10 protein-coding genes and 1 pseudogene are annotated in these 15,161 nt (G+C 62.5%); all 11 read left to right on the forward strand.

Annotation, left to right across the window (positions count from 1 at the left end; genetic code table 11):
* Positions 1-94: 94 nt before the first annotated feature.
* A pseudogene (locus tag BMZ46_RS29870) lies at positions 95-622 on the forward strand (methyl-accepting chemotaxis protein); the annotation flags it as partial.
* Between the two features lie 164 nt (positions 623-786).
* Positions 787-1,233: a DUF411 domain-containing protein gene (locus BMZ46_RS20435; protein WP_007957572.1), complete on the forward strand. Its 447-nt coding sequence runs from the start codon at positions 787-789 to the stop codon at positions 1,231-1,233.
* Positions 1,233-1,667: a YqaA family protein gene (locus BMZ46_RS20440; RefSeq protein ID WP_074690927.1), complete on the forward strand. Its 435-nt coding sequence runs from the start codon at positions 1,233-1,235 to the stop codon at positions 1,665-1,667. The genes BMZ46_RS20435 and BMZ46_RS20440 overlap by 1 nt, the downstream gene beginning before the upstream one ends.
* Before the next feature lie 85 nt (positions 1,668-1,752).
* Complete coding sequence (locus BMZ46_RS20445; RefSeq protein ID WP_074690926.1) at positions 1,753-2,778, forward strand: alpha/beta fold hydrolase; 1,026 nt, start codon at positions 1,753-1,755, stop codon at positions 2,776-2,778.
* A 13-nt stretch (positions 2,779-2,791) separates the two neighbouring features.
* Positions 2,792-3,745, forward strand: coding sequence for a D-2-hydroxyacid dehydrogenase family protein (locus BMZ46_RS20450; protein WP_074690925.1), 954 nt, complete (start codon positions 2,792-2,794; stop codon positions 3,743-3,745).
* A gap of 529 nt (positions 3,746-4,274) precedes the next feature.
* The gene (gene glgA, locus BMZ46_RS20455) at positions 4,275-5,861 is read left to right on the forward strand and encodes a glycogen synthase GlgA (RefSeq protein WP_039768136.1); all 1,587 of its coding nucleotides are present in this window, start codon (positions 4,275-4,277) and stop codon (positions 5,859-5,861) included.
* Between the two features lie 18 nt (positions 5,862-5,879).
* Positions 5,880-7,682, forward strand: coding sequence for a malto-oligosyltrehalose trehalohydrolase (treZ, locus tag BMZ46_RS20460; RefSeq protein WP_074690924.1), 1,803 nt, complete (start codon positions 5,880-5,882; stop codon positions 7,680-7,682).
* Positions 7,679-9,757: a 4-alpha-glucanotransferase gene (gene malQ / locus BMZ46_RS20465; protein ID WP_074690923.1), complete on the forward strand. Its 2,079-nt coding sequence runs from the start codon at positions 7,679-7,681 to the stop codon at positions 9,755-9,757. The genes treZ and malQ overlap by 4 nt, the downstream gene beginning before the upstream one ends.
* Positions 9,754-12,531, forward strand: coding sequence for a malto-oligosyltrehalose synthase (locus BMZ46_RS20470; protein ID WP_074690922.1), 2,778 nt, complete (start codon positions 9,754-9,756; stop codon positions 12,529-12,531). The genes malQ and BMZ46_RS20470 overlap by 4 nt, the downstream gene beginning before the upstream one ends.
* A 29-nt stretch (positions 12,532-12,560) precedes the next feature.
* Positions 12,561-12,893 (forward strand): DUF2934 domain-containing protein, encoded by a 333-nt coding sequence (locus BMZ46_RS20475; RefSeq protein ID WP_074690921.1) that lies wholly within the window; start codon positions 12,561-12,563, stop codon positions 12,891-12,893.
* 107 nt (positions 12,894-13,000) lie between these two features.
* Positions 13,001-15,160, forward strand: a complete 2,160-nt coding sequence (gene glgX / locus BMZ46_RS20480) for a glycogen debranching protein GlgX (RefSeq protein ID WP_074690920.1) — start codon at positions 13,001-13,003, stop codon at positions 15,158-15,160.
* Position 15,161: the final 1 nt, after the last annotated feature.

Below are 15,161 nucleotides of genomic sequence, written 5' to 3' on the forward strand. Positions count from 1 at the left end.
GCGCGTGGTGGTTGGCGAAGCGTCAAGCAGCGTGGTGGCGTTGATCGACGAAGTGTCCAGCGCCACCCACAAGGTCGAAAGCATGCAGCAGGACGCCCAGCGCATCACCGAAATCCTCGGCGTGATCGGCGCCATTGCCGGCCAGACCAACCTGCTGGCGCTCAACGCGGCCATCGAAGCGGCCCGCGCCGGTGAACAGGGTCGCGGTTTTGCCGTGGTAGCGGACGAAGTACGAGCCCTCGCCGCCCGCACCCAGGCCAGCACCTCCGAAATCAACGAAATGTTGACCCGTCTGACCCAGGGCGTGAGCTCGTCGGTCAGCGCCATGGAAAACACCCAGGCCAGCTGCCAGTCGGCCGCCGATGCCACGGCGCGAGTCAACAGTGGCCTCGACGAGATGGCCGGCTCCGTCAGCCATATCAACAGCCTCAGCACCCAGATCGCCACCGCCGCCGAACAGCAAAGCGCGGTCACCGAGGAGATCAACCGCAGCATGGTGCAGATCCGCCACATGGTCGATGAACTGGTGGAAAGCGGCCAGGCCAGCGAACTCAACACCCGCCAGTTGCTGGAAGCCAACAGCCGGGTCAGTGCGATCATGGGGCGCTTCAAGGTTCGCTGACCGTTTTGTCATCTTGCGCTCAGTGGCCTGTCAGCTTTGATCTACGATCATGTTGGCAGGCCTGCCTTGTATCACTTGGAAACACTCCGTTGATGCCCGGCAGGAAAAACCGGTCAAAATGCCTTCCTTTTTTGACCGTTCCTCCTCTGAGCCGAGAGCCCTCCATGCGAAACCATCTGCGTCTGGCCGCCCTGAGCGCCCTGTTCATCTCCTCCCTGGCGCAAGCCGCCGACCTTATCCCGATCGAAGTCCACCGCGACGCCAACTGTGGCTGCTGCAAAAAGTGGATCAGCCATCTGGAAGCCAATGGCTTCAAGGTCGAAGACCACGTCGAAAGCGACATGAGCAGCTTCAAGCAGCAACACGGCGTACCGCCACGTCTGGCGTCCTGCCACACCGCCATCATCAACGGCAAATTCGTCGAGGGTCATGTACCGGCGGAACAGGTGCTGGCCCTGAGCAAGCGTGACGACCTGCTGGGCGTTGCCGCACCGGGCATGCCGATGGGCTCGCCGGGCATGGAAATGGACGGCATGAGTGATGCGTATCAAGTGATCGGCCTGAAGAAAGACGGCGCCGATGTGGTGGTGGCGGATTACCCGGCCCATTGATGACGGCGGGTTATCTCGGGCTGTTCCTGGCCGCGTTCGGTGCTGCGACGCTGTTGCCGCTGCAATCGGAAGCCGTGCTGGTCGGGCTGCTGGTCAGCGAGCGCTATTGGCTTTGGGGGCTGCTGGCCGTGGCGACGCTGGGCAATGTCCTCGGTTCACTGGTGAACTGGTGGCTGGGGCGTGGGCTGGAACGCTTTCAGGACCGGCGCTGGTTTCCGGTCAGCCCCAGGCATATGGAGCGAGCCCGCGTTCACTATCAGCGTTACGGTCACTGGTCGTTGCTGCTCAGCTGGTTGCCGGTCATCGGCGATCCGCTGACGCTGATCGCCGGCGTCATGCGCGAACCCCTCGGGCGATTTCTGTTGATCGTCACCCTCGCCAAAGGCGCCCGCTACGGGGTGCTGGCGATGCTCACCCTCGGCTGGCTCGGTTGAACGATCGGACCCGGGGATTGCCTGTGTTTAACGTCGCCCTAATCCGGCCGTTCCAGCATCGGCCGATTTCTTGTGGAGTTGTCCTATGTCCGTATCGCTGACCCGCTGGCTACCCGGCCTGCTCATGACCGCCGCCCTGCCCCTGCTCGCACACGCCGAGGGCCCTCAATACGGCCCGCAATTGCAGGGTTTCGAGTATCCCTACACCCTCAAGCACTTTGCCTTTCAGTCTCAGGGCAAGTCGCTGCAGATGGGTTACATGGACGTCGCCGCCCACGGCAAGGCCAATGGGCGCACCGTGGTGCTGATGCACGGCAAGAATTTCTGCGGCGCGACCTGGGACAGTTCGATCAAGGCCCTGAGCGAAGCCGGTTACCGGGTGGTCGCCCCGGATCAGATCGGTTTCTGCACCTCCAGCAAACCCGATCATTATCAGTACACCTTCCAGCAACTGGCGGCCAACACCCAGCAATTGCTCAAGGCGCTGGGCATCCAGAAGGCCACCCTGCTCGGCCACTCCACCGGCGGCATGCTCGCCACCCGTTACGCGCTGCAATACCCGGATCAGGTCGAGCAACTGGCGCTGGTCAACCCGATCGGCCTGGAAGACTGGAAAGCCCTTGGCGTGCCTTACCGCAGCGTCGATCAGTGGTATCAGCGCGAACTGAAAGTCACCGCCCAGGGCATTCGCGACTATGAACGCACGACCTATTACGACGGCCGCTGGAAACCCGAATTCGACCGCTGGGTGGACATGCTCGCCGGCCTGAGCAACGGTCCGGGCAAGACTCAGGTCGCATGGAACTCGGCGCTGATCTACGACATGATCTTCACCCAGCCGGTGTACTACGAGTTCAAGGACCTGAAGATGCCGACCCTGCTGCTGATCGGCACCTCCGACACCACCGCCATCGGCAAGGACATCGCGCCGCCCGAAGTGAAGGCGAAAATCGGTCACTACGAGGTGCTTGGCAAGCAGGTGGCGAAACTGATTCCTCAGTCCACGCTGGTGGAATTCCCCGGCATGGGCCACGCCCCGCAGATGGAAGAGCCGGCGAAGTTCCACGAGGCGCTGCTGGGCTGGCTGGACAAAACCAATCCCGTTCGTTGAAGAGGTAACGCTGATGGCGGTGCAGATTGCGGTGATCGATGACTGGCAGGACGTCGCGCGGGGCGTAGTCGACTGGTCGGTGCTCGACAGTCTCGGCGAAGTCACCTTCGTCCATGAGTACCCGGCGGACAACGCCACGCTGGCCGAACGTCTGGGCCGGTTCGAAGTGATCTGCGTGATGCGCGAACGCACACGCTTCGACGAAGACCTGCTCAAACGCTTGCCGAACCTGAAGCTGCTGGTCACCGGCGGCATGCGTAACGCGGCGCTGGATATGCCGGCCGCGGCCCGCCTCGGGATCAAGGTCTGCGGCACCGACAGCTACAAACACGCAGCGCCGGAACTGACCTGGGTGCTGATCATGGCCGCCAGCCGCAATCTGCTGAACGAGGCCAACGCCCTGCGCGCCGGCCAGTGGCAGCAAGGTCTGGGCGGCGACCTGCACGGCAAGACCCTGGGCATCCTCGGGCTCGGCAGCATCGGCCAGCGGGTGGCGCAGTTCGGTCAGGCGTTCGGCATGCGCGTCATCGCCTGGAGCGAAAACCTCACCGCCGAACGCGCCGAACAGGCTGGCGTCACCTATGTCAGCAAGCAGCAATTGTTTGAACAGGCTGACGTGCTGTCGGTGCACCTGGTGCTCAGCGATCGCAGCCGGGGCCTGGTCGATGCCCAGGCGCTGGACTGGATGAAGCCGACCGCCCTGCTGGTCAACACGGCGCGCGGGCCGATTGTCGACGAAGCGGCGCTGATCAAGGCCTTGCAGAAACAGCGTATCGGCGGTGCGGCCCTTGACGTGTTCGATCAGGAACCGCTGCCGGCACTGCACCCGTTTCGCACCCTCGACAATGTGCTGGCCACGCCTCATGTCGGCTACGTCAGCCGCCAGAACTATGAGTTGTTCTTTTCGCAGATGATCGAAGACATTCAAGGGTGGTCAGCCGGGGAACCTATCCGCCTGCTCAACTGAGTCATCTCGTCTTCGCGGGCAATCCCTGCCCGCGAAGCAGCACCCACTGTCTGCCCGCCAACACAACTGTCCGCACCGCAACAGTGCGCCCGCACTTTCCCGGCGCCCGAAATCGTGACCGGCCGGTCACCACTTTGCACCATCGACCCCACCAGACATGCACTTCGTCGGGGCGCCTCCCCTCCCGAAGCCACGGATTTCGTGAGCCTGCAACAGATTGTCGAACAATTCATCCAATCGCCCTGGCCCGCTCTAGGATCTGGCCTAGACTGGTTTTCGCGGGGTAAAACCGGCCAGTCACAAAGTCAAAAATTCGTCGAAACTTTTGCAGATCGCGGCGGGTCATCTGATAGGCAGGGCCAAAGCGACTGGTTCAAGTCTTGCAATGGCCCCCTCACCCATTCTGCTTGCACGTGTCGGGTAGCGTTTTGCTCACTCATGCGTGGCGTGTTTGCGCCCGGCCACAGGACCTGGCCATGGACATCGCATGTTCAAGACAAGAATCAGATCAAAAAGACGGGAGATTCATATGATCAGTGCGGCATTGGAAATTCAGGGAGAACGGGCTCATCAGCCGATGGGTGAATCGAGCACTTTAAGCGTTCCCGGCAGCCGATCGATCAGCGTCCCGATCACCAAGACACTGACGCCGATAGCCAGTCAGAACCCCAACAAGAAAAAAGTGTTGTTCGTGACCTCGGAAATCGCCGATCTGGTGAAAACCGGCGGTCTGGGAGACGTTTCTGCCGCCCTGCCCCGCGCGATGGCACATCTGCATGACGTGCGGGTGTTGATCCCGGGTTACCCGCAAGTGATGAACAGCGAGAATCCGATTCACATCATCGGTGAACTGGGTGGCCACGCCGCGCTGCCACCTTGCAAGATCGGGCGCATGGACATGCCCGACGGTCTGGTCATTTATGTCTTGATCTGCCCTGAACTCTACGCCCGTGACGGTGGCCCGTACGGCGCCAACAACGGCCGCGACTGGCCGGACAACCACATCCGTTTCGCCCGTCTGGGCCTGGCGGCTGCCGATATCGCCGCCAACCTCGCGCAAATCCACTGGTGCCCGGATCTGGTGCACGCCCACGACTGGCCGGCCGGTCTCGCGCCTGCCTATATGCACTGGCGCGGGCAACGCACGCCGACCCTGTTCACCATTCACAACCTGGCCTATCAAGGCGTGACCAGCCTGGGTTCGTGCCCGGAACTCGGGATTCCGGCCCATGCCCTGCAACAGGAAGGCATGGAGTTCTACGGCAAGATGTCGTTCCTCAAGGCCGGCATGGCCTATTCGAGCCATATCACCACGGTCAGCGCTACTTACGCGCAGGAAATCACCACACCGGATTTCGGCTGCGGTCTCGACGGTTTTCTCGCCGCCAAGACCCAGCAAGGTTTGCTCAGCGGCATCCCCAACGGCATCGATGAAAGCTGGGACGCCGCCACCGACCCGCACCTGTTCGCACCGTTCGCCATCGGCGACTGGGAAGGCAAAGCGGTCAACGCCGCCCACGTTCGCGAACTGTTCGGCCTGGAACAATCGGAAGGTCCGCTGTTTGCCGTGGTCTCGCGCCTGGTCTATCAAAAAGGCCTCGACCTGACCGAGGCGGTGTCGGAATACATCGTGCAGAACGGTGGCCAGATCGCAATCATCGGCCGTGGCGAGCCGGAAGAAGAACAAGCCATGCGCGAACTGGCGCTGCGCTTCCCCGGCCAGATCGGCGTGCGCATCGGCTTCAACGAAACCGACGCCCGGCGGATGTTCGCCGGCAGCGATTTTCTGCTGATGCCGTCGCGTTATGAGCCGTGCGGTCTGAGTCAGATGTACGCCCAGCGTTTCGGCTCGCTGCCAGTGGCGCGCAACACTGGCGGGCTGGCCGACACCATCGAAAACGGTGTCACCGGTTTCCTGTTCAACGAATCGACCGCGGACAGCTACCGCGAAGCCCTGAGCCGCGCGTTCAAGGTATTTGCCTTTCCCGAACTGCTCAACGCCATGCGCTGCCGGGCAATGGCCGCGCCATTCAACTGGTGCAAGGCGGTCGAACCCTACGCCGAACTCTACGAACAACTGGTGGCCAAGTCGCTGGGAAAAACGCACCACAAATAACCAGGGAGCTTTACAACAATGCCGTCACGGACACCTGAAAGCTGGCCCCACGGCGCGATCATGCTGGATGCCGACCACACACAATTTGCGCTGTGGGCGCCGGATGCGTTTTACGTCAGCGTCGAGCTGGGCAACGGCCAGTCGCTGCCCATGCTGCCCCAGGGCGATGGCTGGTTTGTCATCAAGACCCGCTGCCCTGCCGGCAGCCGCTACCGTTTCAACATCGACGGCGAACTGGAGGTGCCCGACCCGGCCTCCAGGGCGCAGGACGGTGATATCGACCGTCACAGCGTGGTGGTCGATCCCCACGCCTATCCATGGCAACACGTAACGTGGCGAGGTCGGCCGTGGAATGAAGCGGTGATCTACGAGTTGCATGTGGGTGCGCTAGGCGGATTCGATGAGGTCGAAAAGGATCTGGCCCGACTGGCCGCCCTGGGCATCACCGCTATCGAACTGATGCCGATCGCACAATTCCCCGGCTATCGCAACTGGGGGTATGACGGCGTACTGCATTTTGCGCCACAAGCCTCCTATGGCACTCCGGAACAACTCAAGCATCTGATCGACAGCGCCCATGGCCACGGTCTGGCGGTGATTCTCGACGTGGTCTACAACCATTTCGGCCCGGACGGCAACTACCTGCACCGCTACGCCAAGGGCTTTTTCCGCGAAGACAAACACACCCCGTGGGGCGCGGCCATCGACTTTCGCCGTCGCGAAGTGCGGGACTTCTTCATCGAAAATGCACTGATGTGGCTGCTGGAATACCGTTTCGACGGTTTGCGCCTGGATGCCGTCCATGCAATAGAAAGTCAGGACTTCCTGCCCGAACTGGCGCAGCGTATCCGCCAGCAGGTCGACCCCGCCCGTCATGTATGGTTGACCGTCGAGAACGAACTCAACCAATCGAGCCTGCTGGAAGAAAATTACGACGCCCAATGGAATGACGACGGCCATAACGCTTTGCATGTGTTATTGACGGGCGAAACCGATGCCTACTACGCCGACTACGCTCTGCAACCGACCGAACAACTGGCCCGCTGCCTGAGCCAGGGCTTCGTGTTTCAGGGGCATATCACCCGCCACGGCGAACCACGGGGCGAGCCCAGCGAGCATCTGCCGTCCACTGCCTTCGTACTGTTCCTGCAAAACCATGACCAGATCGGCAACCGTGCCTTCGGCGAGCGCCTGCATCAGTTGGCCGATCCGCGCGCGCTTGAGGCGGCGACGGTGCTGCTGTTGCTGTCGCCGATGATTCCGCTGATGTTCATGGGCGATGAATATGCCGCCGAGCAACCGTTTCTGTTCTTCACCAGCCACCACGGCGAACTGGCGAAACAGGTACGAGAAGGCCGTCGCAACGAGTTCGCTGCATTCAGTGCGTTCACCGACCCGCATAAGCGCGAACGGATACCCGACCCCAACGCCGAATCGACCTTCCACGCCTCGCGGCCAACGCGGTCCGGTAATGGCACACCGCGCCAGCAGGCAACGAATGAGCTCTATCGTCACCTGCTGCAATTGCGTCACCGCTACATCATCCCGAACCTGTCCGGCACCCAGGCCCTTGGCGCGCAGATGTTGGGCCGTGGTGCGGTCAGCGCACGCTGGCGACTGGGCGATGGCAGTGAGTTGCGAATCGACCTGAACCTCAGCGGGACGGCGGTGGTCAACCCTCCACGGACCGGCGCGGTGTGGCTGTTTCAACAGCCTCCCGCTGCCGAGATGTCGGATAAGGGCCTTCTGCCCCCGTATTGCGCGCTCGTCAGCCTCACGGCCGCAACCCCTTTGCCCCCCCTGGATGGAGAGCGCCTATGAGCGATGCGCAACTGGAAATTCTCGCCAGCCGAGCCGGCCTTGCCGTCGACTGGATCGACGCCAACGGTCGTCCGCAAAAAGTCGCCCCGGCCGTGCTTCGCAATGTGCTGATCGGTCTCGGCCACCCGGCCGGCACTGCCCAGGAAATCGACGCCAGCCTGCTTGAACTGCAACAGGTACAGGAAAATCGCCAACTGCCGCCATTGCTCACTGCCGATGTCGGCGTGGGCGTGGATCTGGCCCGCTATTTCGAACCAGAAACCCCTTGTGAGATTCACCTTGAGGATGGCTCGCGCTTGAGCCTGCGGCTTGATGCGGAGTCGATACTGCCCGGAGAGATTCCGGTCGGCTATCAGCAAGTGCACATCGCCGATCAGCAATTCACCCTGGCCGTGGCGCCGGAACGCTGCTTCAGCGTGGGCGACGCGGTGGACAGTCCGATCCCGCGCGCTTGGGGCCTGAGCGTGCAGCTTTATGGTTTGCGTCGCCCTGGCGATGGCGGTTTCGGCGATACCCAGGCCCTGGAAGAACTGGCCCGGGTGGCCGGCGAACGGGGTGCCGATGCACTGGCGATCAGCCCATTGCATGCGATGTTCAGCGCCGACACCGGGCGCTACAGCCCTTACTCGCCGTCCAGTCGGCTGTTTCTCAATCCGCTGTACGCCGCACCGGGGGCCATCCTCGGCGAGCGCGCGCTGCGTGATGCGATTGACGCCGCCGGCCTGACCGACCAGTTCAAGCAACTGGAAGACCTGAAACTGGTCGACTGGCCGAAAGCGGCCGAAGCCAAATTGAAACTTCTGCAAGCCTTGTACGACGGTTTCATCAACGGCGAACACCCGCTGCATGCCGACTTCTCCAGTTTCCGCGATGCCGGCGGTGAAGCGCTGGAAAACCACTGCCGCTTCGAAGCCATCCAGGAAATGCGCGCCGCCCGTGGCGAGAGCCTCGACTGGCGCGAATGGCCGGAACACTGGCACGACCCGCGCGGCGCAGCGCTCGGCGCATTTGCCGAGGAATACGCCGAGCGCATCAGCTACTTCGCGTTCTGCCAATGGTTGATCCACCGCTGCCTGGAGCGCGCCCAGACCGCCGCCCGCAGCGCCGGCATGGGCATCGGCCTGATCGCCGACCTGGCGGTGGGTGCCGACGGCGCCGGCAGCCAGGCCTGGAGTTTTCAGGACGAACTGCTTGCCTCGCTGACCGTCGGCGCGCCACCGGACATCCTCAATCGCTCCGGACAGGGCTGGGGTATTTCCGCGTTTTCCCCGGAAGGCCTGGTGCGCAACGGTTTTCGCGCGTTTATCGAGATGCTGCGCGCCAACTTCGCCCACGCCGGCGGCCTGCGCATCGACCATGTCATGGGCCTGCAACGGTTATGGGTCATCCCCAACGGTTCCGCCCCGGCAGACGGTGCGTACCTGTATTACCCGGTGGACGACTTGCTGCGTCTGCTGACCCTCGAATCCCATCGTCATCAAGCGATCGTGCTCGGTGAAGACCTCGGCACCGTGCCTGATGGCCTGCGGGAAAAACTGATCGCCCGCGCCATGCTCGGCATGCGCGTGCTGCTGTTCGAACAGGACAACACCCATTTCAAACCGATCCTCGACTGGCCGGACAACGCCCTCGCCACCACCAGCACCCACGATCTGCCGACGCTCAACGGCTGGTGGCATGGCCGCGACATCGACTGGAACGCGCGGCTCGGGCTGGTCGATGCCAACGGCGAAATCGACTGGCGCCGTTACCGCGAACGCGAGCGTGAAGGCCTGCGCAGTGCCTTGAGCCAGGACCCGCAGAACTTTCGCGAGGAATCCCACGAGGCCGATCAGGTGGTCGACGCCGCTGTGCGTTTCCTCGGCCACACCCGCGCTCCGCTGGTATTGCTGCCGCTGGAAGATGCGCTGGGTCTCGACGAACAGGCCAACCTGCCCGGCACCATCGACACCCACCCGAACTGGTCACGCCGCTTGCCGGCCACCAGTGAGACGCTGCTCGACGGTGTCGACGCCGCAAGACGCCTGGAACTATTGGCGTGTGCCCGCCTTCAGGCAGCCGAGCGTGACCAATGAGTGCATTGCCTATCCCGACCCTGCGCGCCACGGTCCGCCTGCAATTTCATCGCGGTTTTACCCTCGATCAGGCGGTACCGCTGGTGCCGTATTTCGCCCGACTCGGCATCAGCCACATTTATGCCTCGCCGCTGCTGGCCGCGCGCGCCGGCTCGATGCATGGCTACGACGTGGTCGACCCGACCCGGGTCAATCCGGAACTTGGCGGCGAGCCAGCGTTGCGTCGTCTGGTCGCCAGCCTGCGCGAGCACGGCATGGGGCTGATCCTCGACATCGTCTCCAATCACATGGCAGTCGGTGGCGGGGACAACCCGTGGTGGCTAGACCTGCTCGAATGGGGACGGCTCAGCCCCTACGGCGAGTTCTTCGACATTCAGTGGCACTCGCCCGACCCATTGATGGAAGGCCAGTTGCTGTTGCCGTTTCTCGGCAGTGACTATGGCGTCGCGTTGCAGGACGCGACTCTGCCGCTGGTGTTCAACGCCGAGAGCGGCACCTTTCACGTCAAGCATTACGAGCATCACTTCCCGATCTGCCCCGGCGACTACGGCGAACTGCTCAGGTCCGCTGACACACCGAACGAAGCCCTCAGGGCCCTCGCTGAACGTTTCAGCGCGCTCAGTTATCAGACCGACGCTCGCGCGCTGGCGATTCCGCTCAAGGAAGAACTTCAGCAACTCGCCAGCGACCCGCAGATTCGGCAGGCCATTGAGCGCAACCTGACGCACTACGATTCGAAGACCGAAGACGGTTTTCAGCGCCTGCACCAATTGCTGGAGCGGCAAAGTTATCGTCTGGCGAGCTGGCGCACGGCGGCGGATGACATCAACTGGCGGCGCTTCTTCGACATCAACGAACTCGGCGGTTTGCGGGTCGAGCGTCCGGCAGTGTTCGAGGCCACCCACGGCAAGATTTTTCAGTTGATCGGCGAGGGCCTGATCGACGGCCTGCGCATCGACCACATCGACGGTCTCGCCGACCCGCGCGGTTACTGCCGCAAACTGCGCCGCCGCCTCGACCATCTGGCACCGGGCCGGCACTTGCCGATCTACGTCGAGAAGATTCTCGGCGACGGCGAGACCCTGCCCACCGACTGGGCCGTGGATGGCAGCACCGGTTACGAGTTCATGAACCAGCTGTCGCTGCTGCAACACGACCCGGACGGCGAACATGTGCTCGGTGACTTGTGGCAACGCCGTACCGAGCGCCCCGCCGCGTTCATCGAAGAAGCCCAACTGGCGCGCCAGCAGATCCTCAACGGCTCGCTGGCCAGCGATTGCGAAAGCGTCGCCCAGGCCCTGCTGCAAGTGGCACGCGACGACCTGATGACCCGCGACCTCACGCTCGGCTCGATCCGGCGGGTGCTACAGGCGCTGATCGTGCACTTCCCGGTCTATCGCACCTACATTACCCCGATGGGCCGCTCGGCCCGGGACGAGGTGTTTTTCCAGCAGGCCATGGACGGTGCACGGCAGACATTGAGCGAAGCCGATTGGCCAGTGCTGGACTCCGTAGCCGGTTGGCTCGGTGGTCAGCCATGGCGGCGCAAACCCCGTGGGCGCTCGCGCAAAATCCTGCGCCATGCCTGCGTGCGCTTTCAACAGCTCACTTCGCCGGCCGCCGCCAAAGCGGTGGAAGACACCGCGCTGTATCGTTCGGCGGTGCTGCTGTCGCGCAATGACGTCGGCTACAACACCGAGCAGTTCAGTGCGCCGGTCAGCGACTTTCACGCGGTGAACCTGCAACGTCTGGAGAGCTTTCCCGACAATCTGTTGGCCACCGCCACCCACGACCACAAACGCGGGGAAGACACCCGCGCGCGGCTGGCCGTGCTCAGCGAGCGCAGCCATTGGTACGCCGAACAGATCGAGCTGTGGCGCGCCCTCGCCCGACCGCTGCGCAATGACGATCAGCTGCCGTCGTCTGCGGACGAACTGATCCTTTATCAGGCGCTGCTCGGCAGTTGGCCGCTGGAGTTGCGTGACGACGATCAGGCGGGCTTCGCCGATTACGCCAAACGTGTCTGGCAGTGGCAGCAGAAAGCCCTGCGCGAAGCCAAGCTGCAAAGCAGCTGGAGCGCGCCGAACGAAGCCTACGAAAACGCAGCCCAGGCGTTCACCGAACAACTGCTGCTGGCTCCTGAAGGCGAACTGCTGCGCGGGGCGCTGGCCAAGACCGTCAGCAGCATCGCTGCTGCCGGCGCCCTCAACGGTCTGGCGCAAACCTTGCTGCGCATGACCGTGCCGGGAGTACCGGATCTGTATCAAGGCAACGAGTTCTGGGACTTCAGCATGGTCGACCCGGACAACCGCCGGCCAGTGGACTACGTCGCCAGGCAACAGGCGCTGGAGGCATCGGGGCCGGTCCAGGAACTGTTGGCGAACTGGCGCGACGGGCGAATCAAGCAAGCTTTGATCGCCGAGGTGCTGCGCCTGCGCGCCGACCACACCGAGTTGTTTCGCCAGGGTTCGTACCAGGCCCTCGAGGTGCTGGGCAGCCAGGCGCACAACGTGCTCGCGTTTGCCCGCGAGCATGGGGAGCGACGGATCATTGTGATCGTGCCGATCCGTTGCGCAACATTGCTGGAAAACAGTGCTGTGCCGATGGTTGACGCGCTGCGCTGGGGCGATACAAGGGTGGTTTTACCGTTCGACGCCTCTGACGAAAATCCGAAGGGACTTTTTTCGAGCACCGCAGTCACAAAAAACAGGGAGCTGCAGGTCAGCGCCGCGCTGGGGGATTTCCCGGTCAATCTGCTTATCCAACACGTCTAGCAGCATGAGTTCAGTTCAGGAGCATTGCGATGAGTACCGACGATAAACGCATCCGCGAATTCGCCTATCAGATCTGGGAATCCGAAGGAAAACCCGAGGGCCAGGAAGCCCGCCACTGGGAGATGGCGCGCAAGCTCGCCGAAGCCGAGGCGCTGGCACCGAAAAAATCGCCCAAGGCTGCCGGCAGTAAAACCGCCGGCAAGACCGCCACCAGCAAAGCAGTCGATGGCAAGGCACCCGCTTCCAAACCCAAGGCCACGACGGCCAAGGCCAAGCCTGCCAGTGCCGCGAAAGTGATTCCCCCGGGCGAAAAAGCCACCGAGAAAAAGCCCCGCACGCCGCGCAAGCCGCCTGCGGTCTGACGCCCCCCTATCATTGATTTGAATAACCGTGTGGCGAGTTCGCTCGCCACCGAGGGCTTACTCGTCCTCGAAAAACACCTACCCCCCGATTTTTTGCAGGAGCACCTATGACCCGTCCAAAGAAAGCCGAGCCCGCCGCGCACGCCGAACCCTCGCGCATCCGTGAAGGCCTGCCCTTCCCGCTCGGCGCGACCTGGGATGGTCTGGGGGTGAATTTTGCGCTGTTTTCCGCCAACGCCACCCGGGTCGAGCTGTGCATTTTCGACGATGCCGGCGAAGTTGAGCTCGAACGCATCGAGCTGCCGGAATACACCGACGAGATCTACCACGGCTATCTGCCCGATGCGCATCCGGGACTGATTTACGGCTACCGGGTCTACGGACCCTATGACCCGGCCAACGGCCACCGCTTCAACCACAACAAGTTGCTGATCGACCCCTATGCCAAGCAATTGGTGGGCGAGTTGAAATGGTCCGAAGCGCTGTTCGGCTACACCATCGGCCACCCGGACGCCGACCTCAGTTTCGACGAACGCGACAGCGCGCCCTTCGTCCCCAAGTGCAAGGTCATCGACCCGGCCCACACCTGGGGCCACGACCAGCGCGTCAGCGTGCCGTGGGACAAGACCATCATTTACGAGACCCACGTGCGCGGCATCAGCATGCGCCACCCTTCGGTGCCGGAGAATGTGCGCGGCACGTTTGCCGGGTTGATGGTCGACGATGTGCTGGAGCACATCCGCAAACTCGGGGTGTCGACCGTCGAACTGTTGCCGATCCATGCCTTCGTCAATGACCAGCACTTGCTGCACAAGGGCATGACCAATTACTGGGGCTACAACAGCATCGCGTTCTTCGCCCCGGATCCGCGCTATCTGGCCAGCGGCAAGATTGCCGAGTTCAAGGAAATGGTCGCGCACCTGCACGACGCCAATCTCGAAGTGATTCTCGACGTGGTCTACAACCACACCGCCGAAGGCAACGAGCAAGGCCCGACCCTGTCGATGCGCGGGATCGACAACGCCTCGTACTACCGTTTGATGCCGGACGACAAGCGCTTCTACATCAACGATTCCGGCACCGGCAACACCCTGGATCTGAGCCATCCGTGCGTGCTGCAAATGGTCACCGACTCGCTGCGCTACTGGGCCAGTGAAATGCACGTCGACGGCTTCCGTTTCGATCTGGCGACCATCCTCGGTCGCTATCACGACGGCTTTGATGAACGTCACAGTTTCCTCGTGGCCTGCCGCCAGGATCCGGTGCTGCGTCAGGTGAAAATGATCGCCGAGCCCTGGGACTGTGGCCCCGGCGGTTATCAGGTCGGCAATTTCCCGCCGGGCTGGGTCGAGTGGAACGACAAGTTCCGCGACACCGTGCGTGCCTTCTGGAAAGGCGACGACGGCCAACTCGCCGACTTCGCCAGCCGCATGACCGCCTCCGGGGAAATGTTCAACCAGCGCGGTCGCCGGCCTTATTCGTCGGTCAACTTTGTCACTGCTCACGACGGTTTTACCCTCAACGATCTGGTGTCGTACAACGACAAGCACAACGAGGCCAACGACGAAAACAATCAGGACGGCAGCAACAACAACCTGTCCTGGAACCACGGCGTCGAAGGCCCTACCGACGATCCGGAAATCAATGCACTGCGCCACCGGCAGATGCGCAATTTCTTCGCCACCCTGCTGCTGTCCCAAGGCACGCCGATGCTGGTGGCCGGTGACGAATTCGCTCGTACCCAGGATGGCAACAACAATGCCTACTGCCAGGACAGCGAGATCGGCTGGGTCAACTGGGACCTGAGCGAGGACGGCAAGGCGCTGCTGAAATTCGTCAAACGCCTGATCAAGTTGCGCCTGGCGTATCCGATCCTGCGACGCGGGCGGTTCCTGGTCGGCGAATACAACGAGGACATCGGCGTCAAGGACGTGACCTGGCTTGCGCCGGACGCCACGGAAATGACCACCGAACACTGGCATAACGCGCAGAATCGCTGCATGGGCATGTTGCTTGACGGTCGCGCCCAGGAAACCGGGATCCGCCGCAAGGGTGGCGACGCCACGTTGCTGCTGGTGGTCAACGCCCATCACGACATCGTCAACTTCACCTTGCCGGAAGTGCCTGAAGGCAGTTTCTGGACGTGCATGATCGATACCAACCAGCCATCGATCCGTGGCCAGGAGCGTTTTGAGTTCGGTCACGAGTACTCGGTCACCGGACGCTCGCTGCTGCTGTTTGAACTGCAACGCGAAGAAGAGGACTGAC

Source organism: Pseudomonas sp. NFIX49, assembly GCF_900115915.1.
Taxonomy (GTDB): domain Bacteria; phylum Pseudomonadota; class Gammaproteobacteria; order Pseudomonadales; family Pseudomonadaceae; genus Aquipseudomonas; species Aquipseudomonas pharyngis.

Bases quoted from the DNA above. Each gene is read 5' to 3' on its own strand.
- BMZ46_RS20435 (WP_007957572.1), top strand. From the start codon at position 787: ATGCGAAACCATCTGCGTCTGGCCGCCCTGAGCGCCCTGTTCATCTCC.
- BMZ46_RS20440 (WP_074690927.1), top strand. From the start codon at position 1,233: ATGACGGCGGGTTATCTCGGGCTGTTCCTGGCCGCGTTCGGTGCTGCG.
- BMZ46_RS20445 (WP_074690926.1), top strand. From the start codon at position 1,753: ATGTCCGTATCGCTGACCCGCTGGCTACCCGGCCTGCTCATGACCGCC.
- BMZ46_RS20450 (WP_074690925.1), top strand. From the start codon at position 2,792: ATGGCGGTGCAGATTGCGGTGATCGATGACTGGCAGGACGTCGCGCGG.
- glgA (WP_039768136.1), top strand. From the start codon at position 4,275: ATGATCAGTGCGGCATTGGAAATTCAGGGAGAACGGGCTCATCAGCCG.
- treZ (WP_074690924.1), top strand. From the start codon at position 5,880: ATGCCGTCACGGACACCTGAAAGCTGGCCCCACGGCGCGATCATGCTG.
- malQ (WP_074690923.1), top strand. From the start codon at position 7,679: ATGAGCGATGCGCAACTGGAAATTCTCGCCAGCCGAGCCGGCCTTGCC.
- BMZ46_RS20470 (WP_074690922.1), top strand. From the start codon at position 9,754: ATGAGTGCATTGCCTATCCCGACCCTGCGCGCCACGGTCCGCCTGCAA.
- BMZ46_RS20475 (WP_074690921.1), top strand. From the start codon at position 12,561: ATGAGTACCGACGATAAACGCATCCGCGAATTCGCCTATCAGATCTGG.
- glgX (WP_074690920.1), top strand. From the start codon at position 13,001: ATGACCCGTCCAAAGAAAGCCGAGCCCGCCGCGCACGCCGAACCCTCG.